The organism is Sphingomonas sp. 66-10 (assembly GCF_001897045.1).
Classification (GTDB): Bacteria; Pseudomonadota; Alphaproteobacteria; order Sphingomonadales; family Sphingomonadaceae; genus Sphingomonas; species Sphingomonas lycopersici.
On sequence record NZ_MKRR01000138.1, the window covers coordinates 173,130 to 199,076 of the forward strand.

The window sequence follows — 25,947 nt, forward strand, 5'->3', positions numbered from 1 at the left end:
CGGCCTTATTGGGTCGGCGAGCGCGGGCCGGAATTGTTCATCCCCACCGCGAGCGGCGCGATCGCGCCGGCGGGCGCGGCGGGCGCGCGCGAGGTGCGGGTGGCGATCACGGTCAACGCCGCCGCCGACACCGCCCCGGCGGCGCTGGCGCGATCGAGCCGCCAGGTGGCGCGCGCGGTGAAGGCCGCGCTCGACGAGGCGGGGGGGTAGGGGCCCCGCGATGTTGGAACGGGGCCCCTCTCCACCGTTCGCCCTGAGCTTGTCGAAGGGCGTCCTGTCCCCGTGAGTTGGGGCCGCCCTTCGACAGGCTCAGGGCGAACGGATTTCTTTTCGCTGGCGCGGACAATCAAGGCGAACGGGATATGGGCTATTGGCTGAGCCGCGAACGGCGGCATCAGGCGGCGGGGGTGATCCAGCGCTTCGACGCGCGTTTCTGGACGGTCAACTTCCCGCGGCCGATGATGGCGGCGGTGACGACGATCGCGCCCGATGCGCTGCGCGTCGATTGCGTCTTCTATCGCGCCGACGATCTCGCCGGGCTGATCTGGGAAGCCGAGGATCGCTGGGATCATCCGCTGCTCCGATATGAGACCGCGCGCGATTTCCGCGATTGCCGGCTCTCGTTCCGCTGGCGCTCGGGCGGGGTGCGCGCGCTCGATGCGGTCAACGGCCCGGTGCTGACGATCGAGGGGCGCGACCGGAACGGCGATCCGCGGACCTGGTACGTGCGGTTGTGGAATTATGCCGAGGGCATGCCCGAGGATGCGCTGATCTCGATCGACTTCGCCAGCGTCGTCGGCGGGTTCATGCTGCCGGCGGAGGCGGACACGGTGTGGGCGGGGGATGTCGACCGGATGTTCGTCTCGCTCGTCCCGCGCGATTACAGCGGGGCGGACGCATTGCTCGCTGCGCCGGCCGAGGGCTGGGCGGAGATGAGCGCGATCCGCTGCGAAGGCGCGGGCGCGGTGATCGCGATCGGCGATGTAATCGTCCCCGAACATGGCATCGGCATCGCCGGGGGCTATGACGACAGCTACAATCTCACCCCCGCGCGGCTGCTGCGCAACGCGCTCCAGCTCGGCTATCGCGGGGCGATCGTCCATTATGTCGGGATGAGCCATTATTTCCGGCTCGAGGCCAATTCGGGCGGGCTTTACGTCAGCCTTGCCGGCGGGGCGCTCAATGCCGCCTGCGCGGCGTGGCATCGCGATTTCGCGGCGCGGGCGCGGGAGCTCGGCTATGATATCATCTGGTCGCTGAGCTACGAATTGTTCGACCGGCATTGCTGGGGCGACTGGAAGCAGCGCGCGGCGGATGGCGCGCCCGCGCTGACCGGCTGGTCGCCGCCTTCGACCCTGCTTTCGCCGACCCACGCCGGCGCGATGAATTACCTGCAGGCGGTGGCGCGGGCGTTCGTCGCGATCGGCGTCGAGGCGGGGCTGGCGGCGCATTTCCAGGTCGGCGAGCCGTGGTGGTGGGTGATGCCCGACGGGCGGCCGTGCCTTTATGACGCCAGCGCGGTGGCCGCCTTCGCGCCGGTGCCGATCGCGACGATCGCGGGCGCCAAGAGCCTCGCCGAGATCGCGACGCTCGATGCGGCGGGCGCGGCGCTGGCAGCATCGACCGCCGCGCTCGTCGCGGCGGCGCGCGCGGTGGCGGCGGACTGCCGGACCTATCTGCTCGCCTATCTCCCGACGGTGCTCGACGCGGCGGCGCCCGAGGCGAAACGCGTCAATCTGCCGATCGGCTGGGCCTCCCCAGCGTTCGATATGCTCCAGCTCGAGGATTATGACTGGGTGACCGCGGGCGACACCGCCTCGTCGCGCGCCGGCGCGACGGCGGCGGCGGCGCGGCTCGGCTACCCGCCGGGGCGGCAGGATTATTTCGCGGGGTTCGTGCGCGATGCGGCGGATGCGACGCCGCACTGGCGGCAGATCGCCGCCGCGGCCGATGCCGCGCGGCGGCGCGGGGTGGCGCGCGCCTATTTCTGGGCGCTGCCGCAGGTGATGCGCGACGGTTTGGTGCATTGGGATGAGGAGGAGCCGGTGATCGCGTTCGACGACGTGCTGTTCCCGCTCGCGCTCGGCCGCGAGGCGGAGGTGGCGCCCGAATTCTCCACCACGATCGTCGCCAGCGCGGGCGGGCGTGAGACGCGCAACGTGGCGTGGGCGGGGGCGCGGACGCGCTATGACGCCGGGCCGGGGGTGCGCAGCGAGCAGGACATCCGCGTGCTGCTCGATTTCTTCCGCGCGCGGATGGGGCCGGCGCGCGGCTTCCGGTTGCGCGATCCGTTCGACGCCGATGCGGCGGACGTGGCGATCGGCACCGGCGACGGCGCGACGCGGCGCTTCGCGCTGGTCAAACATTATGGCGCGACGGTGCGCCGGATCACCCGCCCGGTGGCGGGGAGCGTCGCGGTCCGGCTCGGCGGCGTCGCGACCGCGGGATTCGCGCTGGAGCAGGGCGGGCATGTCGTGTTCGACGCCGCGCCGGCTTCGGGGGTGGCGATCACCGCCTCCTTCGCGTTCGACGTACCGGTGCGCTTCGCCGAGGACCGGCTGAGCGTGACGCGCGCGACCTTCCTCGCCGGGGCGGCGCCGTCGGTGCCGCTGATCGAGATCAGGGAGGATTGAGCATGGACCGGGTGACCGGGCTCGCGATCTGCTGGCGGATCGAGCGCCGCGACGGGGTGGCGATCGGGCTGACCGATCATGACCGCGACCTCGAGGTCGACGGCTTCACCTATCGCGCCGCGCCGGGGATGACCCCCTCGGCGATCGTGCGCGGCGACGGGCTCGAAGCGGCGACGATGGACGCCAAGGGCGCGCTGACCAGCGCGGCGATTACCGAGCGCGATCTGATCGCGGGGCGGTGGGACGGGGCGCGGGTCGGCATCGTCGCGGTCGACTGGGCGGCGGGCGGCGCGCCGGTCCCGCTCGGCGCGGGAACGATCGGCGCGGTCGATCTCGACGCGGCCGGGTTCACCGCCGAGCTGCGCGGCGCGGCGGCGGCGCTCGACCGGCCGGCGACCGAGGCGACTTCGCCCGATTGCCGCGCCGAGCTGGGCGACCGGCGCTGCCGCGTCGCGCTGGCCGGGCGGCGGCGGTTCGTGCGGGTGGTGGCGAGCGACGCCGAGGCGGTGACGCTCGATCGCGTTGAGCCCGCGCCCGATGCTTATGGCGGCGGGCTGGTGCGGTGGCTGGGGGGGATGAATTGCGGGTTCGAGAGCGCGGTGACCGCCTCGGCGGGGGCAATGATGACGCTGCGCACCTTGCCGCCGTTCGCGATCCAGCCCGGGGTGCTGATCGAGGTGACCGAGGGGTGCGACAAGACGATCGCGACCTGCGCGGGGCGGTTCGGCAATGCGATCAATTTCCGCGGCGAGCCCTATCTGCCGGGGATCGACCTGCTGACGCGCTACCCGGGCGGATGACGCGCGCCGGGCGCGTCGTCGCGGCGGCGCGCGCGACGATCGGGGCGCGGTTCCGCGCGCACGGGCGCGATCCGGCGTTGGGGCTCGATTGCGTCGGGGTCGCGGCCTGGGCGCTCGCGGCGGGCGGGTGGCGCGGGCGGGTGCCGGCCGGTTACGCGCTTGCCGCGGGGGAGGCCGCGGTCGCCCCGGCGATGCTCGCCGGGCTGGAGCCGTGCGACGGCGATGCGGCGGGCGATCTGCTGCTGTGTCGCGCGGGCGGCGGGCTGCATCTCGCGATCAGGACCGAGGCGGGGTTCGTCCACGCCGATGCGGGGCTGCGCCGCGTCGTCGAGCGGCCGGGGGCGCCGCCGTGGCCGGTGCTCGCGGCGTGGCGGCTTGAAGGGGAATGAGATGGCGACCTTGGTGCTGACCGCGGTGGGCAATGTCTTCGGCGGGCCGATCGGCGGCGCGATCGGCGCGACGCTCGGGCAGATCATCGACCGCAACCTGCTGTTCAAGCCCAAGGGGCGCGAAGGGCCGCGGCTGACCGAGCTGGCGGTGCAGGGTTCGAGCTATGGCGCGCCGATCCCCCGTTTGTTCGGGACGATACGGGTCGCGGGATCGGTGATCTGGGCAACCGATCTGGTCGAGCATCGCGCGACCAGCGGGGGCAAGGGGCGGCCGAAGGTCACCAGCTACAGCTATACCGCATCCTTCGCGGTGGCGCTGTCGTCGCGGCCGATCCTCGGGGTCGGGCGGATCTGGGCCGACGGCAATCTGCTGCGCGGCGCGGCGGGCGACTGGAAGAGCGCGACCAATTTCCGCCTGCTGACCGGCGGCGAGGATCAGCCGGTCGATCCGCTGATCGCCAGCGCGGAAGGCGCGGCGCTCGCCCCGGCGCATCGCGGCATCGCTTATGCGGTGTTCGAGGATCTCGCGCTGGAGGATTTCGGCAATCGCATCCCGTCGCTGACCTTCGAGGTGACCGCCGATGCCGCGCCGGTGACGGTCGGCGCGGTGGCCCAGGCGGTCAGCGACGGCGTGGTGCGCGATGCGGGGGGCAGCGCGGCGATCGACGGCTTTTCGGCCTATGGCGAGAATGCGCGCGCGGTGGTCGCGGTGCTCGGGCAGATCGGCGGGTGCCGGTTCGCGCCGGTCGGCGATGCGATCGAGATGCGCGCGCCGGGGGTGGGCGCGGTGGCGACGGTGGAGGATGCCGGGGCGCCGCGGCGCGCGCGGTCGATCCGCCCGATCGAGACGGTACCGCAATCGATCGCGGTCGCGCATTACGATCCGGCGCGTGATTATCAGACCGGGCGGCAGCGCGCGACGCGGCCCGGCGCGGGGCGGCGCGGCGAGACGGTCGATGCCCCGGCGGCGATCGGTGCGGGGGCGGCGAAGGCGCTCGCCACCGCGATGCTCGCGCGCGCCGAGGCCGAGCGGGTGCGGCGGCGGGTGACGAGCGACGTCGCCGCGATCGCGGTGGCGCCCGGCGACCGGGTGGCGATCGCCGGCGAGGACGGGCTGTGGCGGGTGACCGGCGCGACGCTCGAGCGGATGGCGGTGACGCTCGATCTGCTCGCCGAGCGCTGGGCGACCGCGCCGGTGGCCGCGTCGTCGGGGCGGGTGCTCGGCGCGCCCGATGCGGTGGCGGGGACGACGATCCTCCATGCCTTCGAATTGCCCGCGCTCGACGAGGCGTTGCTGAGCGAGCCGCGGCTGACGATCGTCGCCGCGGGAAGCGCGCCGGGGTGGCGGCGCGCGGCGCTGCGCACCAGCCTCGACGGCGGCGCGCGCTGGACCGCGATCGGCGGCAGCGCGCTGCCGGCGACGCTCGGGGTGGTCGCGGCGGGGGTGCCGTGGGCGCCCGCGACATTGGTCGACCGGCGCAGCGAGATTCTCGTCGATCTGGCGCATGACGGCATGACGCTGAGCGGCGCCGATGCGGGGGCGCTCGATCGCGGCGCGAACCTGGCGCTGGTCGGCGACGAATTGCTCCAGTTCGGCGCGGCGGATCAGCTCGCGGCGCGGCGCTGGCGGTTGCGCGATCTGCTGCGCGGGCGGCGCGGGACCGCGCTCGCCGACCATGCGGCCGGCGACCGGTTCGTGCTGATCGAGGCCGAGGCCGCGCTGACGCTGTCGCTCGCCGCGGCGCCGGGGCAGGCGGTGCAGGTCGCGGCGGAGGCGGTGTCCGATGTTGCGGAAACCTCCGTCGTGCTGACCGGCGCCTCGATCCTGCCGCCGGCGCCGGTCGGGCTGGCGTTCGACGATGATGCCGACGGCGGGGCGACGATCCGCTGGCGGCGGCGCGGGCGCAGCGGCTGGCGGTGGCGCGACGGCGCGGACACCCCGCTGGGCGAGGAGCGCGAGCACTATCGCGTGACGATCGTGCCGACCGGCGCGGCAGCGCGGACGCTCGCCGTCGATGCCCCCGTCGCGCGGGTCACCGCGGCGGAGCGCGCCGCAGGGCCGGTCGGCGTGACGGTGGCGCAGATCGGCACCAACGGCGCGTCGCCCGCCGCGACGATCGTAATCCGACCCCGCGATCCGCGACTGTGACCCGCAACCTAATCACATTTTACACTGGGAGGAATCGATGACCGACGAGCGATCGCCGCGCCTCGCGCTGCCGCTGCTGCAGCCGGGGCAGGCGCAGAAGGAGGTCGATCACAATGAGGCGCTGGCGCTGCTCGACATCGCGGTCCAGCCGGTGATCGAGGCGGTGTCGGTCGACGTGCCGCCGGCCGCGCCCGCGGCGGGGCAATGCTGGATCGTCGGCGCGGCGCCCGGCGGCGAATGGGCCGGGCGCGGGGCGATGCTCGCCGGCTGGACCGCAAGTGGCTGGCGTTACGTCGCGCCTGTGGAGGGAATGGTCGCATGGAGCCTTGCGGATCGCGTCGCGGTGCGGTTCGAGGCGGGCGCGTGGCGCGTCGGCGAGATGCGCGCGACGCGATTGCTGGTCGGGGGCGAGCAGGTAATCGGCGCGCGGCGCGCGGCGATTGCCGATCCGGCCGGCGGCACGACGGTGGACGGCGCGGCGCGCGCGACCTTGCGCGAGGTGCTGGCCGCGCTGCGCGGGCACGGTCTGATTGCGTGAACGATTGTTGCATAATAGCAACAAATCGACGTTTTTGTGCGCTTGCGTGGAAACCAAGCTTCCGATAGTGAGTTTGCGCTGTCCGTAGTGACATTGTGGAAAGGGGATTATGATGCGGAAGCTTGCCGTTGTAGTGGCACTTGCCTCCACCGCACTTGCCTCGCCGGCGCTTGCCCGCGACAAGGCTTGGTACGTGGGCGCCGATTTCGGCGCGATGATTGTCGAGGACATCAACTACAATATCGCCAACGTGAATCCGGCGCTGACCGGCACGGCGACTGTCAACCATGATTATGGTTGGGATTCGGACGGCGTGATTGGTTACGACTTCGGCGGCTTCCGCCTCGAAGCCGAGGTCGGTTATCGCACCGCGACCGTCGACAGCATTGCGTCGACCGCTGGCATCCCGCTCACGGGCGGCTCGATCCTTGCGCCGGGCACCTATGGCTATGCCGGCGGCCGTTCTTCGGCGCTGAGCTTCATGCTCAACGGCTTGCTCGACTTCGGGCCGGACGACGGGCTGCAGGGCTTCGTCGGCGGCGGTGCCGGTGTCGCGCGGGTCAAGAACCGGATCGATCTGAACCGCGCCGGCTCGACGCTGGACGATTCCGACACGGTCTTCGCATGGCAGGCGATCGCGGGTATCCGCGCACCGCTGACCAGCCATGTCGACGTCTCGCTGAAGTATCGTTTCTTCAACGCGAACAGCGTGAAGCTGACCGACATTGCGGGTTCGTCGTACGACGGCCGCTTCCGGTCGCACTCGATCCTCGGCGGTCTGACCTACAACTTCGGCGAACCGGCTGCGCCGCCGCCGCCGCCCCCGCCGCCGCCGCCTCCCCCGCCGCCTCCGCCGCCGCCGCCGCCGCCGCCGGAAGTGGTGTGCTCGCCGGGTCCGTTCATTGTCTTCTTCGAGTGGGACAAGTCGGACATCACCCCGGAAGCGCAGTCGATCCTCGACAATGCGGTCACCCAGTACCAGAGCTGCGGCAACGCGCAGGTCATGGTCGCGGGCTTCACCGACACCTCGGGTTCGGCGAAGTACAACATGGGCCTGTCGCAGCGTCGTGCGGACTCGGTGAAGGCGTATCTGACGTCGAAGTCGATCCCGGACGGGGTGATCTCGACCCAGGCGTTCGGCAAGACGCACCTCCGCGTGCAGACCGCCGATGGCGTCCGCGAGGTCCAGAACCGTCGCGTGGAAATCACTTACGGGCCGGGCGCCGGCCACTAAGTTCGATATCCATCGACGAAAAAATCGGGAGGTCGGCATCGCCGGCCTCCCTTTTTTGTTGCGGTGGGGCCGGCGCCTTGTCGGGCGGGCAGAAAACTTGTCGGGCGGGCAGAAAAGCGGCGTGCTTCGTGGGAAAGCGGTCCCGCAACCCCGTTCGGGCTGAGCTTGTCGAAGCCCTGCACTTTCTTCCGACGAAGGAAGTACAGCCCTTCGACAGGCTCAGGGCGAACGGTTGGATGAGGGGCGGCGCGTGATTCCAGCGGCGCTACCAGGCCGCCGATCGATGGAATGCCCGGTGCGCGCGATGCAACCGCGCACCCAATCCGCTGTTTGTCATGGAGTTTGCCGGCGAAGGCATTAGAGCCGCTCTACGGCTATCAAGACGTAAGGAGTTCAGATGCGCATCACGATGATCGGCTCGGGATATGTCGGGCTGGTATCCGGCGCCTGCTTCGCCGATTTCGGCCATAGCGTGATTTGCGTCGACAAGGCGGCGGACAAGATCGAGGCGCTGCTCGCGGGGCGGATCCCGATCTATGAGCCCGGGCTCGAGCAACTGGTCAGCAGCAATGTCGCCGCGGGGCGCTTGTCCTTCACCACCGATCTCGCCGCCGGGGTCGCCGGGGCGGATGCGGTGTTCATCGCGGTCGGCACCCCGTCGCGGCGCGGCGACGGCCATGCCGATCTGAGCTATGTCTATGCCGCCACCGAGGAGATCGCGCGCGCCGCGACCGGGCCGCTGGTGGTGGTGACCAAATCGACCGTCCCGGTCGGCACCGGCGACCGAGTCGAGCAGATATTGCGCGATACCCGCCCCGACGGCGATTTCGCGGTCGTTTCCAACCCGGAATTCCTGCGCGAAGGCGCCGCGATCGGCGATTTCAAACGCCCCGACCGGATCGTCATCGGCACCGACGACGATCGCGCGCGCGCGGTGATGCGCGAAGTCTATCGTCCGCTCTATCTCGGCGAGAGCCCGATCCTGTTCACCGGGCGGCGCACCGCCGAACTGACCAAATATGCCGCCAATGCGTTCCTCGCGACCAAGATCACCTTCATCAACGAAATGGCCGATCTGTGCGAAGCGGTGGGCGCCGACGTACGCGACGTTTCGCGCGGGATCGGGCTCGACAATCGCATCGGGCGCAAATTCCTCCACGCCGGCCCCGGCTATGGCGGGTCGTGCTTCCCCAAGGATACGCTGGCGCTGCTCAAGACCGCCGAGGATTTCGAAAGCCCGGTGCGGATCGTCGAGGCGGTCGTCCAGGTCAACGATACCCGCAAGCGCGCGATGGGGCGCAAGGTGCTCAACGCGCTGGGCGGCGACGCACGCGGCAAGACCGTCGCGGTGCTCGGGCTGACCTTCAAGCCCAATACCGACGACATGCGCGACGCGCCGTCGATCGCGATCGTCCAGAGCCTGATCGACGCGGGGGTCAATGTCCGCGCTTATGATCCCGAGGGCGCCGAGACCGCCAAGGCGGTGATGCCCGACATCACTTATTGCGCCGACGCCTATGACGCCGCGGCGGGAGCGGATGCGGTGGCGATCGTCACCGAATGGGATGTGTTCCGCGCGCTCGATCTCAAGCGGCTCGCCGCGACGATGGCGGCGCCGGTGCTGGTCGATCTGCGCAACATCTACGACCGGGCGGAGGCAGAGCGCGCCGGCTTCGCTTATTCGGCGGTCGGGCGGTGAACCGCGCGCCGCCGATCGCGGGGCTGCTCGAAACCGCGCTCTATGTCGCGGACATGGCGCGATCGGTGGCGTTCTTCCGCGACGTGCTGGGGCTCTCGATCATGCTCGAGACCCCGCGGCTGACCGCGTTCGACGCCGGGCGCGGCGGGGTGTTGCTGCTGTTCCCGGAAGGCGGGGCGACCGACGATGTGAGCGGCGAGCGCGGCACGGTGCCGGGGCATGACGGGCACGGGCCGCTGCATATGGCGTTCGCGATCGCCGCCGATGCGCTGGCGCCGTGGCGCGCGCATCTCGCCGCGGCCGGGGTGACGTTGCGCGGCGAGATGCATTGGCCGCGCGGCGGCACCAGCCTCTATTTCGAGGACCCCGACGGGCATGTGCTCGAAGTGGCGACGCCGGGGCTGTGGCCGAACGATGCGGATCGGGCTTAGTTAGTCGGGTCACTTCTCCCCGTTCGCCCTGAGCTTGTCGAAGGGCGTCCGCGAGTCACCGCCGACGGGACGCCCTTCGACGGGCTCGGGGCGAACGGAATGGCTGGCGCTCGAATCCGTCAATCGGCGAGCGCCCCCGCCAGCCAGTCCGGGACGATCGCATCTCCCGGTGCCTCGACGCGGCGCAGCTCGATCATCAGCCCCAGCGCGGGGTAACGCGTGCGGGTGCGGTCGCCGGGCTCGGCGAGCGGGCAGACGAACAGCCGGCGATTGACCTTGCTGCGGTGATGCATCCGCGCGGTATTCTCTTGCCCGACGTAACAGCCCTTGGTGAAGCTGACCCCGTTGAGCTCGCGCGCATTGCATTCGAGCCACAAGGTTGCGCCGTCGCCCAGTTCGGCGACGCCCTCGGTCACCCCGAGCGACAGGCGGTGCGCGAGCCAGCCTTCGACGGCAGCGCCGGGGGCAGCGATCCAGCGCCGGCCGAGCGCCGGGAGGCGCGGATCGGGGACGCCCTCGTCGCCGGTCGGGCGCCAATGCACCGCGAGCGCCGGATCGCGCGCGATCGTGATCGCGCGGCGCAAGCGGTAGAGCGTCAGCCGGCGCACCAACGCATCGGCCTGCGCCGCCTCGCAATCGATCAGCACATCGGCGCCGTCTTCCCACAGCAGGAAATCGAACAAAGCCTTGCCCTGCGCGGTGAGCAGCGCGGCCCAGACGGGGAGCGGGCCGGCGACGTCGTTGGTGACGAGACCCTGGAGGAAGCCGCGCACATCATCGCCGGAAACGCGGATCACGGCACGATCGGCCAGCATCGTCGGGGTGGTATCGGTCATGCGCCAGAGTTAGGGAGACTCAGCAGGCGACGGAAGGGCTGATGATGGCGACATTCGATCTCAAGCTGGCAGGCGGCACGGTTCACACGCCGGGCGGCCCGGTGCGCGCCGATGTCGCGGTGCGCGGCGGCAAGATCGTCGCGATCGGCGCGAGCGGCGATGCCGGGCGGACGATCGACTGTACCGGGCTCGATATCCTGCCGGGGGTGATCGACACCCAGGTCCATTTCCGCGAGCCGGGGCTCGAACATAAGGAAGACCTCGCCACCGGCAGCGTCGCGGCGGTGATGGGCGGGGTGACCGCGGTGTTCGAAATGCCCAACACCAAGCCCAATACCGATAGCGCCGCGGCGATCGCGGACAAGCTCGCCCGCGCCAAGGGGCGGATGTGGTGCGACCACGCTTTCTACGTCGGCGCGACCAACCACAATGCGCGCGACCTTGCCGAGCTCGAACGGCTGCCGGGGACCGCGGGGGTCAAGATCTTCATGGGCGCCTCGACCGGCGACCTCCTGGTCAGCGAAGATGCGCGGCTCGCCGAGGTGCTCGCTTCGGGGCGTCGCCGCGTCGCGATCCACGCCGAGGACGAGGAACGGATGAACGCGCGCGCCGGCGAGCGCGTCGAGGGCGATCCCGCGAGCCACCCGGTGTGGCGCGACGACGAGAGCGCGATGCTCGCGACGCGGCGGATCCTCGCGCTGGCGCGGGCGGCGCGGCGGCGGGTGCATGTGCTTCATGTCACCACCCCGGCCGAGCTCGAACTGCTCGCGCAGCACAAGGACATTGCCTCGTGCGAGGTGACCCCGCAGCATCTGACGCTCGTGGGGGAGGAGGCCTATCCGCGGCTCGGCACGCTGGCGCAGATGAACCCGCCGATCCGCTCGGGCGCGCATCGCGACGGGCTGTGGCATTGGCTCAACCAGGGTGTGCCCGATGTGATCGGATCGGATCACGCGCCGCATACGCTCGAGGAAAAGGCCAAGCCCTATCCCGCCTCGCCGAGCGGGATGCCGGGGGTGCAGACCTTGCTCCCGCTGCTGCTCGATCATGCCGCCGCGGGGCGGCTGACGCTCCAGCGGGTGATCGACCTGACCAGCGCGGGCGCGCAGCGCATCTTCGGGATCGCGGGCAAGGGGCGGATCGCCGCGGGCTATGACGCCGATTTCACCGTCGTCGATCTCAAGAAGCGCTGGACGATCGACGCGCAATGGCTCGCCTCGCGCTGCGGCTGGTCGCCGTTCACCGGGATGACGCTGACCGGCAAGCCGATCGGCACGATCATCCGCGGCGGGGTGGCGATGTGGGAGGACAGCCTCGGCGACGCGCCGGCGGGCGAGCCGGTACGGTTCGAATCGGTCGATTTCGGGTAAGGCCCTCTTTCCTACGCGAACCAATTGGGTTAAATGGACTGCCGTTCCCCATCGAGGACGGGCAGCAATGGATATTGACGATCTGATCGATGCGGCGATCGGGCGCGAAGGTGGTTTCAGCGACAACCCTGCCGATCGCGGCGGCGCGACACGCTGGGGCATCACCGAGCGGGTGGCGCGTGCCAATGGCTATGCCGGCGACATGCGCGCGCTGCCGCGCGAGACCGCGGCGGCGATCTATCGCCGGCTCTATTGGCAGCGCCCGGGCTATGACCGCGTCGCGGCGGCGATGCCGCTGATCGCGGCCGAACTGTTCGACACCGGGATCAATATGGGGCCGAAGGTGGCGACTGGCTTCCTCCAGCGCGCGCTCAACGCGCTCAATCGCGGCGGGGCGGATTATGCCGATGTCGCGGTCGACGGGCTCATCGGCCCGCATACCCTCGCGGCGCTCGACGGGTTTCGCGCGCGGCGCGGCGCGGCGGGCGAGCGCGTGCTGCTCAAGGCGCTCGAGGCGCTGCAGGGCGCGCGATACATGACATTGGCGGAGCGTCGCCCGGCCAATGAGGCCTTTCTCTACGGCTGGCTTGCCAACCGGCTCGGCTGAGATACTTGCGGAGAGACGATATGGCGTTGCTCGATAGCATCATCGCCCCGGTCGCGGGGCTGATCGATCGGCTGATCCCCGATCCCAAGGCGCGCGAGGCGGCCAAGCTCGAATTGCTGCGGCTCGACGGGACGCAGGAGCTCGAACGGATCAAGACCCAGATGGCCGCGGTGCTGGCCGAGGCCGGTTCGACCGATCCCTGGACCAGCCGCGCGCGGCCGAGCTTCCTCTATGTGATGTATGTGCTGCTCTTGTGGTCGATCCCGATGGGGCTGATCGCGGCGATCCGCCCGGCCTGGGCGAGCGCGATCGGGCAGGGGATGAACGCCTATCTCAACGGGATTCCCGAGCCGCTCTACGCGTTGTTCGGCACCGGTTACCTTGGGTACACCGTGGCGCGCGAATGGGGCAAGGCGAAGGGGCGGTGAGCGATATCGCCCCCCTCTTCTCCCCTCCCTTGGAGGGATCGGGGGTGGGTTGGCCTGCGAGGAAGCGGACCGGTATCCCCCATATCCACCCACCCCCAGCCCCTCCCTTCACCAGGGAGGGGAGAAGAAGGTGGACGGGCTGTTTCGTCAGCTCTTGGCGAGCGATTCGAGCTTGCCGATATCGATCGCGCCGACCAGCGACTTGAACGCGGCGGCATCGGGCGCGGTGCCGTCGGCGGAGACCGCGAAGCGATTGCCGACGATCACATTGTAGCTGCCGTTGCGCGAGGTCGAATTCCACTTTTCGCTGGTCATGCGGCCGTCGACGGTCGAGGTGCGCTCGTAACCGTCCTTGGTCTCGCGGTTGGACTGGACGTTGAGCGCCTGACCCAGCCCGGCCAGCGCGCCCATCGCGCCGACATCGGCCACCGCCAACGTGATCGAATCATTGCCCTGGGTATAGCGCGCCTCGGCCTTCGACCCGCCGACCCCGCCGGCGCCGCCGCTCGCGGTCTCGATATCGCCGCGCTTCCATCCACCGATCGTATCGGGGAGGAAGCCCTGCAAGGTCGCGGTCGGGGTAAGCGCGACGGGCGCGCCGGCCTGCATCTTCTCGGCGGAGGCCTGCATCTGCTTGCTCGCCGCATCGAGCTTGCCGAGATCGACCGACCCGACCCCGGGGACCGAGACCGTATCGCTCGCCGAACCGAGCGTGAGCGCGGGACGCATCATCGGCGAGGTTATCGCCGAGGTCAGCCCGCCGACCACCAGCATCACGACGATCGCCGCGACGATCGTGGTGATCGTATAGCCCATCGCCTTTTCGTCCGGCGCCTTCATCAGCCGCGGCAGCCCGACATAGAGCAGATAGAGGCTGTAGAGCCCGAGCAGCCCGAGGAAGCCGAGCATGGGGATGATCTGGAATATCCCCACGAGCCAGCCGGCGGTCGCGGAAAAGGCCGCCACCTTGGTCGCGGCGATATTGTTCTTGGTGCCGCCGAAGGTCGGGGCGAGCGCATTGATGATCTGTGCGAGCAGCCACACGGCAGCCAGCGCCAGCGCATAGCCGACCACCGCGGTGGTCACCGCCGCGCCGATCGACGGGCGTACGACGATGCCAAGCGGAAGGCGATAGCCGAAGGCGAGGCTGCCGATCAGCCCGGCGACCGGGCCGATTGCGGCGAGCGGGACGACCCAGCCGGTGAAGATTCCCTTCACCGTCATCGGCTCGGCATCGATCCGCGGCCATTCGTCCTTGGGTTGCAGGATCAGGTTCTTGGCGCGCTCGACCAGCGAGGTGGTGCGGCCTTCCGGGAACTGGCTTGCCATCGATATTCCCCTCTTTTTGCTTTGGGCAATTCCTGCGCCGTTCGGAGCGTCAAGGATAGGATCGATACGACGGCGGCAGGGGTGATTGCGGCGCCCTTCAAGCCGCCCCATATGCCGCGCCATGAGCAACGAAAGCAGTACGCCCGTCTGGCACGGCACGACGATATTATCGGTTCGACGCGGGGGCAAGGTGGTGGTGGCCGGTGACGGCCAGGTTTCCATGGGAAATACAGTGATGAAGCCCAATGCGCGCAAGGTCCGCACCTTGGGCGCCGAGGGCAAGGTGATCGGCGGCTTCGCCGGCGCGACCGCCGATGCCTTCACCTTGTTCGAGCGGCTCGAGGCCAAGCTCGAACGGCATCAGGGGCATTTGATGCGCGCCGCGGTCGAGCTGGCGAAGGATTGGCGGACCGACAAATATCTCCGCAATCTGGAGGCGATGATGATCGTCGCCGACAAGGACGTGACCTTGATCCTGACCGGCAATGGCGACGTGCTGGAGCCCGAGGCGGGGATCGCGGCGATCGGTTCGGGGGGCAATTACGCGCTCTCCGCCGCGCGCGCGCTCGCCGATTACGAGCAGGACGCCGAAACGATCGCGCGCAAATCGATGAAGATCGCGGCCGAGCTGTGCGTCTTCACCAACGACCGGCTGGTCGTCGAAACGCTCGACAGCGCCGCCTGAACTATTTCCTGAAGGACGACATGAACGACAATCTTACCCCCAAGGCGATCGTCGCCGCGCTCGACGCGCATATCATCGGGCAGAAGGACGCCAAGCGCGCGGTCGCCGTCGCATTGCGCAACCGCTGGCGCCGCCAGCAGCTCGGCGCGGAATTGCGCGACGAGGTGACGCCGAAGAACATCCTCATGATCGGGCCGACCGGGTGCGGCAAGACCGAGATCAGCCGCCGCCTCGCCAAATTGGCCGACGCGCCGTTCGTCAAGGTCGAGGCGACCAAATTCACCGAGGTCGGCTATGTCGGCCGCGACGTCGAGCAGATCGCGCGCGACCTGGTCGAGGAAGCGGTGCGGCTGGAAAAGGAACGCCGCCGCAACGCAGTAAAGGACAAGGCCGAGGAGGCCGCGCTGGCGCGGCTGCTCGATGCCTTGGTCGGCAAGGATGCCAGCCAGGCGACGCGCGAAAGCTTCCGCCAGCGCTTCCGCGACGGGCATCTCCAGCAGACCGAGATCGAGCTCGAGCTGCAGCAGGCGCCGCAGATGCCGTTCGACCTGCCGGGCGGCGGGTCGGTCGGGATGATCAACCTGTCCGAGATGATGGGCAAGGCGTTCGGCGGCGGGCAGACCAAGCGCCGCAAGCTGACCGTCCCCGCGGCATGGGAGAAACTGGTCGAGGAGGAAGCCGACAAGCGGCTCGATCAGGATGAGGTGAGCCGCGTCGCTCTGGCGGACGCGGAGGCCAATGGCATCGTCTTCCTCGACGAGATCGACAAGATCGCGGTGAGCGACGTGCGCGGCGGATCGGTGAGCCGCGAGGGCGTGCAACGCGATCTGTTGCCGCTGATCGAGGGCACCACCGTCTCGACCAAATATGGGCCGATGAAGACCGACCATATCCTGTTCATTGCCTCGGGCGCGTTCCACGTCGCCAAGCCGAGCGACCTGCTCCCCGAATTGCAGGGGCGGCTGCCCATCCGCGTCGAATTGAAGGCGCTGACCGAGGAGGATTTCGTCGCGATCCTCTCCGACACCAAGGCGTCCTTGCCCGCGCAATATCGCGCGCTGCTCGGCACCGAGGGGGTGACGATCGACTTCACCGACGACGGCATTCGCGCGGTGGCGCGGATCGCCGCCGAGGTGAATGGCGAGATCGAGAATATCGGCGCGCGGCGGCTCCAGACGGTGATGGAAAAGCTGCTCGAGGAGGTGAGCTTCGACGCCGAGGACCGCGCGGGCGGATCGCTGACGATCGATGCCGCCTATGTCGACAAGCAGCTCGCCAGCGTCGCGCGGAATACCGATCTGAGCCGGTTCGTGCTGTGACGATGTAATCGTCATCCCAGCGCAAGCTGGGATCTCGGGCCGCGGACGTGCGCTTGCGGCATGAGACCCCAGCTTGCGCTGGGGTGACGGCATTCGGTCGGGCTTTAGTCGAGCCCGATGATCGAGATCTGCCGGCCGTAATCGGGTTCGCCGCGATGTGTCGCGCGGCGGTAGCTGAAGAAGCGATCGGGGTCGGCATAGGTATCGAGCCCGAGCGTTTCGATCCGCGTCAGCCCGGCGGCGGCGAGGCGGTGCGCGACATAGGCTTCGAGATCGAATTGCGCATGGTCTTCGCGGCCGTCGACGAAGAAGCGTTCGTTGGCAGGGTCGGCCTGTTCGAAGCGCTGCTGGAACGCGCGATCGACCTCATAGCTGGCGCGCGCGATGCACGGGCCGACTGCCGCGGCGATCCGATCGCGCTGCGCGCCGAGCGCTTCCATCGCGACGATCGTCGTATCGGTCACCCCCGCCAGCGCGCCCTTCCACCCGGCGTGCGCTGCGCCGACCACCCCGGCCTCGGCATCGGCGAGCAGCACCGGCGCGCAATCCGCGGTGAGCACTCCGATCGCGAGCCCCGGGCGGTCGGTCACCAAGGCATCGGCATGCGGGCGCAACGTGTGGTCGATCGGTGCGCGCACCGTCACGCAATCGGCGGAATGGACCTGATAGAGCGTCACCAAAGTTGCGCCGCGCAACACCGCCTCGGTCGCGCGGCGGCGGTTCTCGGCGAGCGCCGCGGGGGTGTCGGTCGAACCGGTGCCGACGTTGAGCCCGCCGTGGACGCCGGTCGACACGCCGCCGCGCCGCCCGAGAAAGCCGTGCGCCACCCCGGCGAGCGCGGCGGCGCGGTTGACCTCGACGCTGTTTGCCATCGCGCTCACAGCGCCAGCCGCATGATCAGATCGCGATCGACCTGATCGCCGACCGGGAAGGCATAATCGCCGATATGGACGAAGCCGTGCTTCTCGTAGAAGCGGATCGCGCGCGGATTGGCCTCATAGACAGTGAGCAGCAGCGCCGTCGCGCCGCGCGCCCGCGCGGTCTCGATCGACCAGTTCATCAGTGCCTGCGCGATTCCCGCGCCGTGGTGGGTGCCGGCGACATAAAGCTGGCTGAGCTGGACCGCCCCCGCGGTCATCGCCGGATCGGGGAGGAATGGCGGGACGAGCTTGGCATAGCCGACGATCGCCGCGCCGTCGCAGGCGATGCGCCAGCTGACCGCCGGGTTGGTGAGATCGCGGATCAACTTGCCGTTCGGGCCGTAAGCCTCGGACAGATAGGCGGCGATATTCTGCGGCGCGGTGAAGGGCGCGAAGGTGTCGTGCCAGATCTTCTGCGCCATCGCATCGAGCGCGGGGCCGTCGGCGGAGGTCGGGGTGCGATAGTCGATCATGCGAATCCTGCCGGTTGCGGCCAATCGGGGTGGCGGATGGCGAGCGCCTTGAACAATGTCCCCATATCCTCGACCAGCCGGTCGCGGTCGGCGAGGACGCGCGGGTCCTTCTGCGCCAGCGCCGCGGCGCGTGCGTCGATGCCGAGCGCGCGGAGCAGGTCTCCCTGATCGATCGGCCCGCTGGCGATCGCCCCGCTGGCGTGGCCGACCAGCCCGAGCGTCGCGAAATCGACATGCGCGGTGAGATCGCGCTCGCCGGGCTCGTCGAACGGATTGGCGAAGGCATGGCCGCGCACCGCCTGGAGCGTGTCGCCGATCGCCGGGCCCTGATAGCCATAATCGATCGCGAGCAAGGCGCCGCCCTGCGCGACGATCCGCGCGGCGAGCACGCGCATGATGCCGACCGACGCGGGCGAGGTTTCGATGATCGCGCCGGGGGCGGCATCGCGCAGCCCCTCGGGGATCACGCTATCCGGCACCTGCTTGCCCGCGATCGGCAGGAACAGCACGTCCTGACACGCCACCAGCCGCTCGTGCCACCCGTTCGCGGCGCGGACGAGCTGGCGGATCGGCAGCGCATCGAAGAATTCGTTGGCGATGATGATCAGCGGGCGATCGCTGGGAAGGTCCTCGACGTCATCGTGCCACACGGCATCGGCGACGCGCTTCGCCTGTTCGGCGCGCAGCACCGGGCTGGTTTCGACGAAATGGACCGGGGGGAGGAAACCAGCCGCGCGCATCGCGCGCAGCGCGTCGGCGGTCAGCGTACCGCGTCCCGGGCCGAGCTCGACCCAGAGCGCGTCCGCCGGGCGCCCGGCGCGGTCCCACAGATCGGCCGCCCATAGCCCGATCAGCTCGCCGAACATCTGGCTGATCTCGGGCGCGGTGGTGAAATCGCCCGCCGCGCCCAGCGGATCGCGCGTCGCATAATAATGCGCATTGGCGGCGGCCATGAACTGGCTGACCGGGATCGGCCCGCCGAGCGTGATCGCGCGCGCCAGCCGCTCGGGAAGCGGGGCTTCGTCGGTGGGCCGGGTCACGCGACGCTGTCGCTCCCCGCGATCGGCTCGACGCGGCGGCGGCGCGCCGGGGCGGTGGCGATCAGATACAGCCCGCCCGCGATCATCGGCAGGCAGAGGATCTGCCCCATATGGATCGTGGTGGCGAAGAAGGTGCCGGCGAATTGCGCATCGGGCTCGCGGAAGAACTCGACGAAGAAGCGCGCGAGGCCATAGCCGAGCACGAAGATGCCGACGAGCTTGCCCGGCTCGTAGCGCGCCTTGGTGCGCCAGAAGAAGAACCACAGGACGAGGAACAGCACGACGCCCTCGAGCCCCGCCTCGTAGAGCTGGCTCGGGTGACGCGCGGGCTCGATCATCCCGGCGGGGACGGTATGCGGAAAGACGATCGCCCAGGGGACGTCGCTGGGCTTGCCCCACAATTCGCCGTTCACGAAATTGGCGAGCCGGCCGAAGAATAGCCCGAACGGCGCGACGCACGCGACATAATCGTGGATGCGCAGCCAGTTGAGCCCGTTCTTCCGCGCGAAGACGATGATCCCGATCGTCGTGCCGATCACCCCGCCGTGGAACGACATGCCGCCGTCCCACAATCGGAGGATGCGGATCGGGTGGAGCAGCATATCGGGGGCGTAGAACAATACATAGCCGATCCGCCCGCCGAGGATGATGCCGAGCGTCGCGTAGAACACCAGATCGTCGGCATGGCGCCGCGCCATCGGCGCGCCCGGCTGGGCGAGCAGCTTCAAGAGATACCACCAGCCGACGACGATCCCGGCGATATAGGCGAGGCTGTACCAGCGCAGCGTGAAGAAGCCGATCGAGAAAATCTCCGGGTGGAGCCCCAGATCGGTGAACTGGATATGGCTGGCGGCGGCGGCTGACAAAGACAGGATCAAGGCTTTTCCCTCGTGCTTGGAGCCTGCATAGTGGCCCGACGAGACAAGACCAAGCGGAGAGGCGCATGAAAACCGAGCTGGACCTCAAGATGGACGCGGTGATGGCTGCGATGACCGCCGAGGGAGGTCCGCTTGCGCTGACGGAGATCGAGCGATTCGGCCGCAAGCTGCCGGTGATCGCCGCCGCGCCGCCGACGCTGGGGGCCTATGTCGCGCATTTCTGCAACGAGCATCAGGCGACCGAATTCCTCGTCGCGGGGGACGAGCGGCTGACCTTCGGCGCGGTATATGCCGCCGCGACCCAGGTGGCCGCGGCGCTGGTCGGCGGGTTCGGGGTGAAGAAGGGCGATCGCGTCGGGATCGCGGCGCGCAACTCGCCGGCGTGGATCACGCTCTATTTCGGCATCCTGCTGGCCGGCGGGGTCGCCACTTTGCTCAACGGCTGGTGGCAGGCCGACGAGTTCCGCGAGGCGATCGAGGATGTCGATTGCTCGCTGGTCTTCGCCGACGGCCCGCGCGCCGCGCGGCTGGCGACGATCGCGGGGCTCCGCGCGCAGGTCGTCACCTTCGACGATACTTTGCCGCTGGCCGGGGCGCTGGCCGGGGTCACCACCCGCGATGTCGGCGCGCTCCCCGCGATCGGCCCGGACGATCATGCGACGATCCTGTTCACCTCGGGCTCGACCGGGCGGTCGAAGGGCGCGCTCTCGACGCATCGTCAGGTGGTGCAGGGGGTGTTCAACTATCTCTCCTCGGCGATGATGATGCTGGCGATCGCGACGCAGGACGGCGAGGTGAGCACGCTCCAGCCCTCCACCCTGCTCAACGTGCCCTTGTTCCACGTCACCGCCGAGGTGCCGGTGATGCTGATGTCGCTCGCGATCGGGCGCAAGTTGGTGCTGATGCCGAAATGGGATGCCGAAGAGGCGATGCGGCTGATCGAGAAGGAGAAGATCACCTATTTCGTCGGGGTGCCGCTGATGAGCTTCGAGATGCTCACCCACCCCAACCGGCACAAATATGATCTGTCGACGATGACCGACATCGCCGCCGGCGGCGCGCCGCGCCCGGTGGAGCATGTCCGCCGCATCCACGAGGAGATGCAGGGCGCGCCGCTGATCGGTTACGGGCTCACCGAAACCAACGGGGTGGGAACGGGCAATCTGCGCGACAATTATCTCGCCAAGCCCAATTCGGCGGGGCGGCCGACCCTGCCGTTGGTCGATCTCGCGATCCTCGACGATGCCGGGCGGCCGCTCGCGACGGGGCAGCGCGGCGAGGTGTGTATCCGCTCGGTGGCCAATTTCGAACTCTACTGGGGCCGCCCCGACGCGACCGCCGAGGCCTTCACCGCCGACGGCTATTTCCGCACCGGCGACATCGGCTATCTCGACGAGGACGGCTATCTGTTCATCGTCGACCGCAAGAAGGACATCATCATTCGCGGCGGCGAGAATATCAGCTGCCAGGAGGTCGAGGCGGCGCTCTACGAGCATCCTGCGGTGGCCGAGGCGGCGGTGTTCGGGCTGGCCGACGAGAAGTTCGGCGAGGTGCCCGGCGCGGTGGTCCATCCGGCCGAGGGTGCTTCATTGTCGCCCGAAGAGCTGACCGACTTTCTCCTCAAGCATATCGCGGCGTTCAAGGTGCCGGCGAGGATCTGGATCGTCGCCGATCCGCTGCCGCGGCTGGGGACCGAGAAGATCGACAAGGTATCGCTGCGCGCGAAATATCGTGCCCTGGTGGCGGCCTGATCCGTTCACGTGCGCTTACCACCCCGGCGAAGGCCGGGGTCCAGTTACGACCGGCCCGATGCTGGACCCCGGCCTTCGCCGGGGTGGTAGGCAGGGGCGGATGCTCTGGCCCCTTTTGTCCCCGCGAAGGCGGGCGCACAAAGGGGTGACGCGAGAAGACTGGCGGATGTCGAGCCACCCGCCTAGTGGCTAACGCGATGGTCACGCGACGCAATCTGCTCGTTACCGGCGGGGCCGGGCTGGGGCTGCTGGTCGCCTGGGCGGTGTGGCCGCGCAGCTTCGCGCCCAATCTCGTCGCAGCGCCGGGCGAGACGATCTACAATGCGTGGCTCAAGATCGCGACCGACGGGCAGGTCACCGTCGCGGTGCCGCAGGCCGAGCACGGGCAGGGGGTGTGGACCGCGCTGCCGCAGATCCTCGCCGACGAGCTCGGCGCCGACTGGCGCACGATCGGGGTCGAGCCCGCGCCGCTCAACCCGCTCTACGCCAACCCGCTCGCCGCCGACATCCTGTTCGCCGGCAGCTATGATCGCATTCCCGAAGCGTTGCGCCGCGAACATGCCGTGCGCGGCGCGCTGATGCTGACCGGCGGGTCGACCTCGATCCGCCAGTTCGAGCCCGCGCTGCGCGCGGCGGGAGCGGCAGCGCGGGTGCTGCTGTGCAAGGCCGCGGCGAAGCGCTGGAGCGCGGATTGGGAGACGTGCGAGACGAACGCCGGCTTCGTCACCGCGGGGAAAAACAAGTTGCGCTTCGCCGATCTGGCGGCGGAGGCGGTAGCGTTCGATCTGCCCGCCGAGCTGCCGATGCGGATCGGCGACGAAGGGCGGCTGACCGGTCGGGCGGTGCCGCGGCTCGACGTGCCGGCCAAGGTCGACGGCTCGGCGACCTTCGCCGCCGACGTGCGATTGCCCGATATGGTGTTCGCCAGCATCATGCAGGGACCGGTCGGCGATTCCCGACTGGTGCGGATCGACAAGGCGGCCGCCCAGCGGGTGCCAGGGACGATCGCGGTAATCGAGAACGAGCGCTGGGTCGCGACGCTGGCGAGCAATTGGTGGGCGGCGAACCGCGCGCTGACCGCGCTCGCGCCGCGGTTCGCGACCCGCGGCGCCCCGGTCGACGATCGCCATATCGCGGCGGCGCTCGATGCGGCGCTGGCGCGGCCGGGGCAACGCTTCGCCAAAACGGGGGACATCGCCGCGGTGATGGACGGCCCCGGCCGGGTCACCGCGGACTATCATGTCGCCCCCGTTTTCCACGCCGCGATCGAGCCGCCGTGCGCGACCGCCTGGTATCACGGCGACCGGCTGGAATTGTGGCTGGGGACGCAGGCGCCCGGGCTGGCGCGCGAGGCGGCGGCGCGCGCGATCGGCATCGCGCCGGGGGCGGTGGTGCTCCACCCGACGTTGATCGGCGGATCGTTCGGCGCGGCGCTCGAATGCGATGTCGCGGCGCAGGCGGCGATCGTCGCGGCGAAGACCAAGCGCCCGGTGCAGCTCGTCTGGTCGCGGCGCGAGGCGCTGGCGCGCGATTGCGTCCGCGCCCCGGCACGCGCGCGGATGACCGCGCGGCTCGGCGGCAACGGCGCGATCCTCGGCTGGCGCGCGCAGATCGCCGCCCCCGCCACCGGACGCGAACTCGCGACGCGGCTGATGCCGGGCGACGCCGTGGTCGCGGCCGCACGCGCCTTGCCCGAGGCCGCCGACGGCTATGCGGTCGCGGGGGCGGTGCCGTCGTACCGCACCGGCGGATGCCTCGTCGAACATCATCCGGCGGAGATCGGGCTGCCCAGCGGGCATCTGCGCGGCGGCGCGCACGGCTATACCTGTTTCTTCACCGAATGTTTCATCGACGAGCTGGCGCATCGCGCCGGGGCGGAGCCGATGTCGTGGCGGATCGGGATGCTGCGCGACGCGCGGCTCGCGCGCTGCCTGTCGACCGCGGCCTCGCTCGGCGGGTGGGACGGCGGCGGTGACGGCAGCGGGCAGGGGATCGCGTGCCACGCGATGGCGGGAAGCTATATCGCGGTGATGGCGGAGGCGTCGATCGACGCCTCGGGCAGCCCGCGGGTCGAGCGGCTGGTCGCGGCGGTCGATTGCGGGCGGCAGGTCAACCCCGATCTGATCCGCCAGCAGATCGAGGGTGGGTTGATCTTCGGGCTCGCCGCGGCCACCGCCAGCGCGGTGGAGATCGATCGCAACCTTGTCACCGCGCGCCGGCTGGGCGACCTCGGGCTGCCGCGGCTCGCCGACATGCCCGACATCACCGTCGAGCTGCTTCCGAGCAATGCCGATCCCGGCGGGGTCAGCGACCTCGGGATGGTCGCGGTCGCCCCGGCGGTGGTCAACGCGCTCGCCACCGTGGCGGGCAAGCGGCTGCGCACCCTGCCGTTCGGAGCGATCGCATGATCCCGGCCGATCATCCCCCGGTCGCGCCGCCGCGCGTCGGCGTGCTGCTGATCAACCTCGGCACCCCCGATGCGCCCGACCCCAAGGCGGTGCGGCGCTATCTCGCCGAATTCCTCTCCGATCCGCGCGTCGTCGAGCTGCCGCAATGGCTGTGGCAGCCGATCCTGCGCGGCGCGGTGCTGACGACGCGGCCGCGCAAATCGGCGCATGCCTATCAGCAGGTGTGGAGCGCGCAAGGCTCGCCGCTCGCCGCGATCACCCGTGCGCAGGCGACCGCGCTGCGCGACGCCTTCGACCCGGCGGTGATGGTCGATTGGGCGATGCGCTACGGCAATCCCGCGATCGGCGATCGGCTCGCCGCGCTCAAGGCGGCGGGGTGCGAGCGCATCCTGATCGCGCCGCTCTACCCGCAATATTGCGCCGCGACGACCGCTACCGCCAACGACCGCGCCTTCGCCGCGCTCGCCGCGATGCGCTGGCAACCGGCGATCCGCACCTTGCCGCCCTATCACGACGATCCGGCCTATATCGCGGCATTGAAGCAATCGGTGGAGGCCGAGCTGGCGCGGCTCGATTTCGCGCCCGAGGCCTTGGTCGTCAGCTTCCACGGCATGCCCGCGCGGACGCTCGCGCTCGGCGATCCCTATCATTGCCAATGCCTCAAGACCGCGCGGCTGCTCGGCGAGGCATTGGGGCGGCAAGTGACGGTGACCTTCCAGTCGCGCTTCGGCCGCGCGCGCTGGCTCGAACCGGCGACCGATGCGACGCTCGCCGCGCTGCCGGAGCAGGGGGTGACGCGGGTCGCGGTGGTCGCGCCGGGCTTCTCCGCCGATTGCCTCGAGACGCTGGAGGAACTGGCGATCCGCGGGCGCGAGACCTTCCTCGGCGCCGGCGGGCGGTCGTTCGCTTATCTGCCGTGCCTCAACGCGTCCGCGCCCGGTGTGGAAATGTTACAGGCAATCCTCGCGCGGGAGCTTGAAGGTTGGGTTCCCCGCCCGTAGCCTTGGGCTCGGCTGTGACGAGGGAGAATCCGATGGCACGTGTTGCGGTGGTGACCGGTGGGACGCGAGGGATCGGCGAAGCGATCAGCGTCGCGTTACGCGACAAGGGAGTCACGGTGGCGGCGAATTACGCCGGCAACGACAGCCGTGCGAAGGAGTTTACCGAGCGGACCGGCATCCCCGCCTATAAATGGGACGTCGCCGATTACGATGCGTGCCAGGAGGGCTGCGCGCGCGTCGCGGCGGAACTCGGCCCGATCGACATCGTGGTCAACAATGCCGGCATCACGCGCGACGGCACGATCCTCAAGATGACCTACCAGATGTGGAAGGACGTGATGGACACCAACCTTGGCGGTTGCTTCAACATGGCCAAGGCGGTGTTCCCGGGGATGCGCGACCGCAAATGGGGGCGGATCGTCAACATCGGGTCGATCAACGGGCAGGCCGGGCAATATGGCCAGGTCAATTATGCTGCGGCGAAATCGGGCATCCACGGCTTCACCAAGGCGCTGGCGCAGGAAGGCGCGCGCGCCGGGGTCACGGTCAATGCGATCGCGCCGGGCTATATCGACACCGATATGGTCGCGGCGGTGCCGGCCGACGTGCTCGAGAAGATCGTCGCCAAGATCCCGGTCGGCCGCTTGGGCCAGGCCGAGGAAATCGCGCGCGGCGTCGCCTTCCTGTGCTCGGAGGAGGCGGGGTTCGTCACCGGATCGACGCTGAGCATCAACGGCGGGCAGCATATGTACTGACGGGTGCAGGCGCGCACCGCGCGCCGGTGCCGCGACGCGGCAGCACCCGGCACGGCCGGCGGATCGCGCCAGCGAGCCCGTCCGACGACGCGGGATTCACGCCCGCGTCGTGGCCCGCGCTTTCGCACTCCCCTACATGGAAGGGAGGGGTCGGGGGCGGGTTGGCCGGCGAGGAAGCGGATCGGGTGCCCCCCTGCCAACCCACCCCCGCCCCCTCCCTCGTGAAGGGAGCATCTGTGATGTTGATCAAGCGGGTCGAGGTATCCATGGCCGG

Annotated in this window: 23 protein-coding genes and 1 pseudogene; 18 read left to right on the top strand and 6 right to left on the bottom strand. The window is 69.7% G+C overall.

The genetic code is table 11. The annotated features are described in order from the left end of the window. The 9 genes and pseudogenes from BGN95_RS20220 to BGN95_RS20260 form a co-directional block, all read left to right on the top strand. Positions 1–210, top strand: a pseudogene (locus tag BGN95_RS20220) (tail tape measure protein); the annotation flags it as partial. Positions 211–362: 152 nt separating this feature from the next. Beyond that, positions 363–2,633: a DUF2460 domain-containing protein gene (locus BGN95_RS20225; protein ID WP_286773809.1), complete on the top strand. Its 2,271-nt coding sequence runs from the start codon at positions 363–365 to the stop codon at positions 2,631–2,633. 2 nt (positions 2,634–2,635) lie between these two features. Further along, positions 2,636–3,433, top strand: a complete 798-nt coding sequence (locus BGN95_RS20230; protein WP_286773810.1) for a phage/gene transfer agent baseplate hub protein — start codon at positions 2,636–2,638, stop codon at positions 3,431–3,433. Next, on the top strand, positions 3,430–3,822 hold the full coding sequence (locus BGN95_RS20235; protein ID WP_179513185.1) for a peptidoglycan endopeptidase: 393 nt from the start codon (positions 3,430–3,432) through the stop codon (positions 3,820–3,822). Before BGN95_RS20230 ends, BGN95_RS20235 begins: the two co-directional genes overlap by 4 nt. A 1-nt stretch (position 3,823) precedes the next feature. Beyond that, positions 3,824–5,971, top strand: coding sequence for a GTA baseplate fiber-binding domain-containing protein (locus BGN95_RS20240; protein WP_286773811.1), 2,148 nt, complete (start codon positions 3,824–3,826; stop codon positions 5,969–5,971). A gap of 37 nt (positions 5,972–6,008) precedes the next feature. Then, complete coding sequence (locus BGN95_RS20245) at positions 6,009–6,509, top strand: DUF2793 domain-containing protein (protein ID WP_286773812.1); 501 nt, start codon at positions 6,009–6,011, stop codon at positions 6,507–6,509. A 112-nt stretch (positions 6,510–6,621) separates the two neighbouring features. Then, positions 6,622–7,743: an OmpA family protein gene (locus tag BGN95_RS20250; protein WP_265270245.1), complete on the top strand. Its 1,122-nt coding sequence runs from the start codon at positions 6,622–6,624 to the stop codon at positions 7,741–7,743. 397 nt (positions 7,744–8,140) lie between these two features. After that, positions 8,141–9,442: a UDP-glucose dehydrogenase family protein gene (locus tag BGN95_RS20255; protein WP_179513189.1), complete on the top strand. Its 1,302-nt coding sequence runs from the start codon at positions 8,141–8,143 to the stop codon at positions 9,440–9,442. Further along, positions 9,439–9,873: a VOC family protein gene (locus BGN95_RS20260; RefSeq protein ID WP_209547687.1), complete on the top strand. Its 435-nt coding sequence runs from the start codon at positions 9,439–9,441 to the stop codon at positions 9,871–9,873. Before BGN95_RS20255 ends, BGN95_RS20260 begins: the two co-directional genes overlap by 4 nt. Before the next feature lie 119 nt (positions 9,874–9,992). On the opposite strand, the gene ygfZ is transcribed toward BGN95_RS20260, so the two are convergent. Then, entirely contained in the window at positions 9,993–10,709 is a 717-nt protein-coding gene (gene ygfZ / locus BGN95_RS20265) for a CAF17-like 4Fe-4S cluster assembly/insertion protein YgfZ (protein WP_179513190.1), read from the bottom strand. Positions 10,710–10,753: 44 nt separating this feature from the next. Here ygfZ and BGN95_RS20270 point away from each other — a divergent pair, with 44 nt between their 5' ends. The 3 genes from BGN95_RS20270 to BGN95_RS20280 all read left to right on the top strand — a co-directional run bounded on the left by BGN95_RS20270 (position 10,754) and on the right by BGN95_RS20280 (position 13,114). Further along, entirely contained in the window at positions 10,754–12,079 is a 1,326-nt protein-coding gene (locus tag BGN95_RS20270; RefSeq protein WP_286773824.1) for a dihydroorotase, read from the top strand. Positions 12,080–12,146: 67 nt separating this feature from the next. Continuing rightward, positions 12,147–12,686 carry a glycoside hydrolase family 108 protein gene (locus BGN95_RS20275; protein ID WP_286773813.1) on the top strand — a complete coding sequence of 180 codons (540 nt, stop codon included), beginning with the start codon at positions 12,147–12,149 and terminating at the stop codon, positions 12,684–12,686. A gap of 20 nt (positions 12,687–12,706) precedes the next feature. Then, positions 12,707–13,114 carry a holin family protein gene (locus BGN95_RS20280; RefSeq protein ID WP_179513192.1) on the top strand — a complete coding sequence of 136 codons (408 nt, stop codon included), beginning with the start codon at positions 12,707–12,709 and terminating at the stop codon, positions 13,112–13,114. A gap of 147 nt (positions 13,115–13,261) precedes the next feature. On the opposite strand, the gene BGN95_RS20285 is transcribed toward BGN95_RS20280, so the two are convergent. Continuing rightward, positions 13,262–14,443: a Yip1 family protein gene (locus BGN95_RS20285; RefSeq protein WP_286773814.1), complete on the bottom strand. Its 1,182-nt coding sequence runs from the start codon at positions 14,441–14,443 to the stop codon at positions 13,262–13,264. Positions 14,444–14,564: 121 nt separating this feature from the next. Between BGN95_RS20285 and hslV the strand changes: the two genes are divergently transcribed. Beyond that, complete coding sequence (gene hslV / locus BGN95_RS20290; protein ID WP_179513193.1) at positions 14,565–15,128, top strand: ATP-dependent protease subunit HslV; 564 nt, start codon at positions 14,565–14,567, stop codon at positions 15,126–15,128. A gap of 20 nt (positions 15,129–15,148) precedes the next feature. Continuing rightward, entirely contained in the window at positions 15,149–16,447 is a 1,299-nt protein-coding gene (gene hslU, locus BGN95_RS20295) for an ATP-dependent protease ATPase subunit HslU (RefSeq protein ID WP_179513194.1), read from the top strand. 104 nt (positions 16,448–16,551) lie between these two features. Here the strand turns inward: hslU and pgeF are convergent, their stop codons facing one another. From pgeF to lgt, 4 genes are read right to left on the bottom strand one after another with little or no spacing between them, the layout of a single operon-like run. After that, entirely contained in the window at positions 16,552–17,319 is a 768-nt protein-coding gene (gene pgeF, locus BGN95_RS20300) for a peptidoglycan editing factor PgeF (RefSeq protein ID WP_265314075.1), read from the bottom strand. Positions 17,320–17,324: 5 nt separating this feature from the next. After that, entirely contained in the window at positions 17,325–17,840 is a 516-nt protein-coding gene (locus BGN95_RS20305; protein ID WP_265314038.1) for a GNAT family N-acetyltransferase, read from the bottom strand. After that, positions 17,837–18,880 (bottom strand): class I SAM-dependent methyltransferase, encoded by a 1,044-nt coding sequence (locus BGN95_RS20310; protein ID WP_286773815.1) that lies wholly within the window; start codon positions 18,878–18,880, stop codon positions 17,837–17,839. The genes BGN95_RS20305 and BGN95_RS20310 overlap by 4 nt, the downstream gene beginning before the upstream one ends. Next, positions 18,877–19,758 carry a prolipoprotein diacylglyceryl transferase gene (gene lgt / locus BGN95_RS20315; RefSeq protein WP_265270228.1) on the bottom strand — a complete coding sequence of 294 codons (882 nt, stop codon included), beginning with the start codon at positions 19,756–19,758 and terminating at the stop codon, positions 18,877–18,879. The genes BGN95_RS20310 and lgt overlap by 4 nt, the downstream gene beginning before the upstream one ends. Positions 19,759–19,823: 65 nt before the next feature. Here lgt and BGN95_RS20320 point away from each other — a divergent pair, with 65 nt between their 5' ends. The 4 genes from BGN95_RS20320 (at position 19,824) to phbB (ending at position 25,673) form a co-directional block, all read left to right on the top strand. Next, the gene (locus BGN95_RS20320; RefSeq protein WP_286773816.1) at positions 19,824–21,509 is read left to right on the top strand and encodes a class I adenylate-forming enzyme family protein; all 1,686 of its coding nucleotides are present in this window, start codon (positions 19,824–19,826) and stop codon (positions 21,507–21,509) included. Positions 21,510–21,706: 197 nt separating this feature from the next. Next, on the top strand, positions 21,707–23,917 hold the full coding sequence (locus BGN95_RS20325; protein ID WP_286773817.1) for a molybdopterin cofactor-binding domain-containing protein: 2,211 nt from the start codon (positions 21,707–21,709) through the stop codon (positions 23,915–23,917). Further along, positions 23,914–24,918, top strand: a complete 1,005-nt coding sequence (hemH, locus tag BGN95_RS20330) for a ferrochelatase (RefSeq protein ID WP_179513199.1) — start codon at positions 23,914–23,916, stop codon at positions 24,916–24,918. Before BGN95_RS20325 ends, hemH begins: the two co-directional genes overlap by 4 nt. A gap of 32 nt (positions 24,919–24,950) precedes the next feature. Continuing rightward, positions 24,951–25,673 carry an acetoacetyl-CoA reductase gene (phbB, locus tag BGN95_RS20335; protein ID WP_179513200.1) on the top strand — a complete coding sequence of 241 codons (723 nt, stop codon included), beginning with the start codon at positions 24,951–24,953 and terminating at the stop codon, positions 25,671–25,673. The last annotated feature ends 274 nt before the right edge of the window (positions 25,674–25,947 follow it).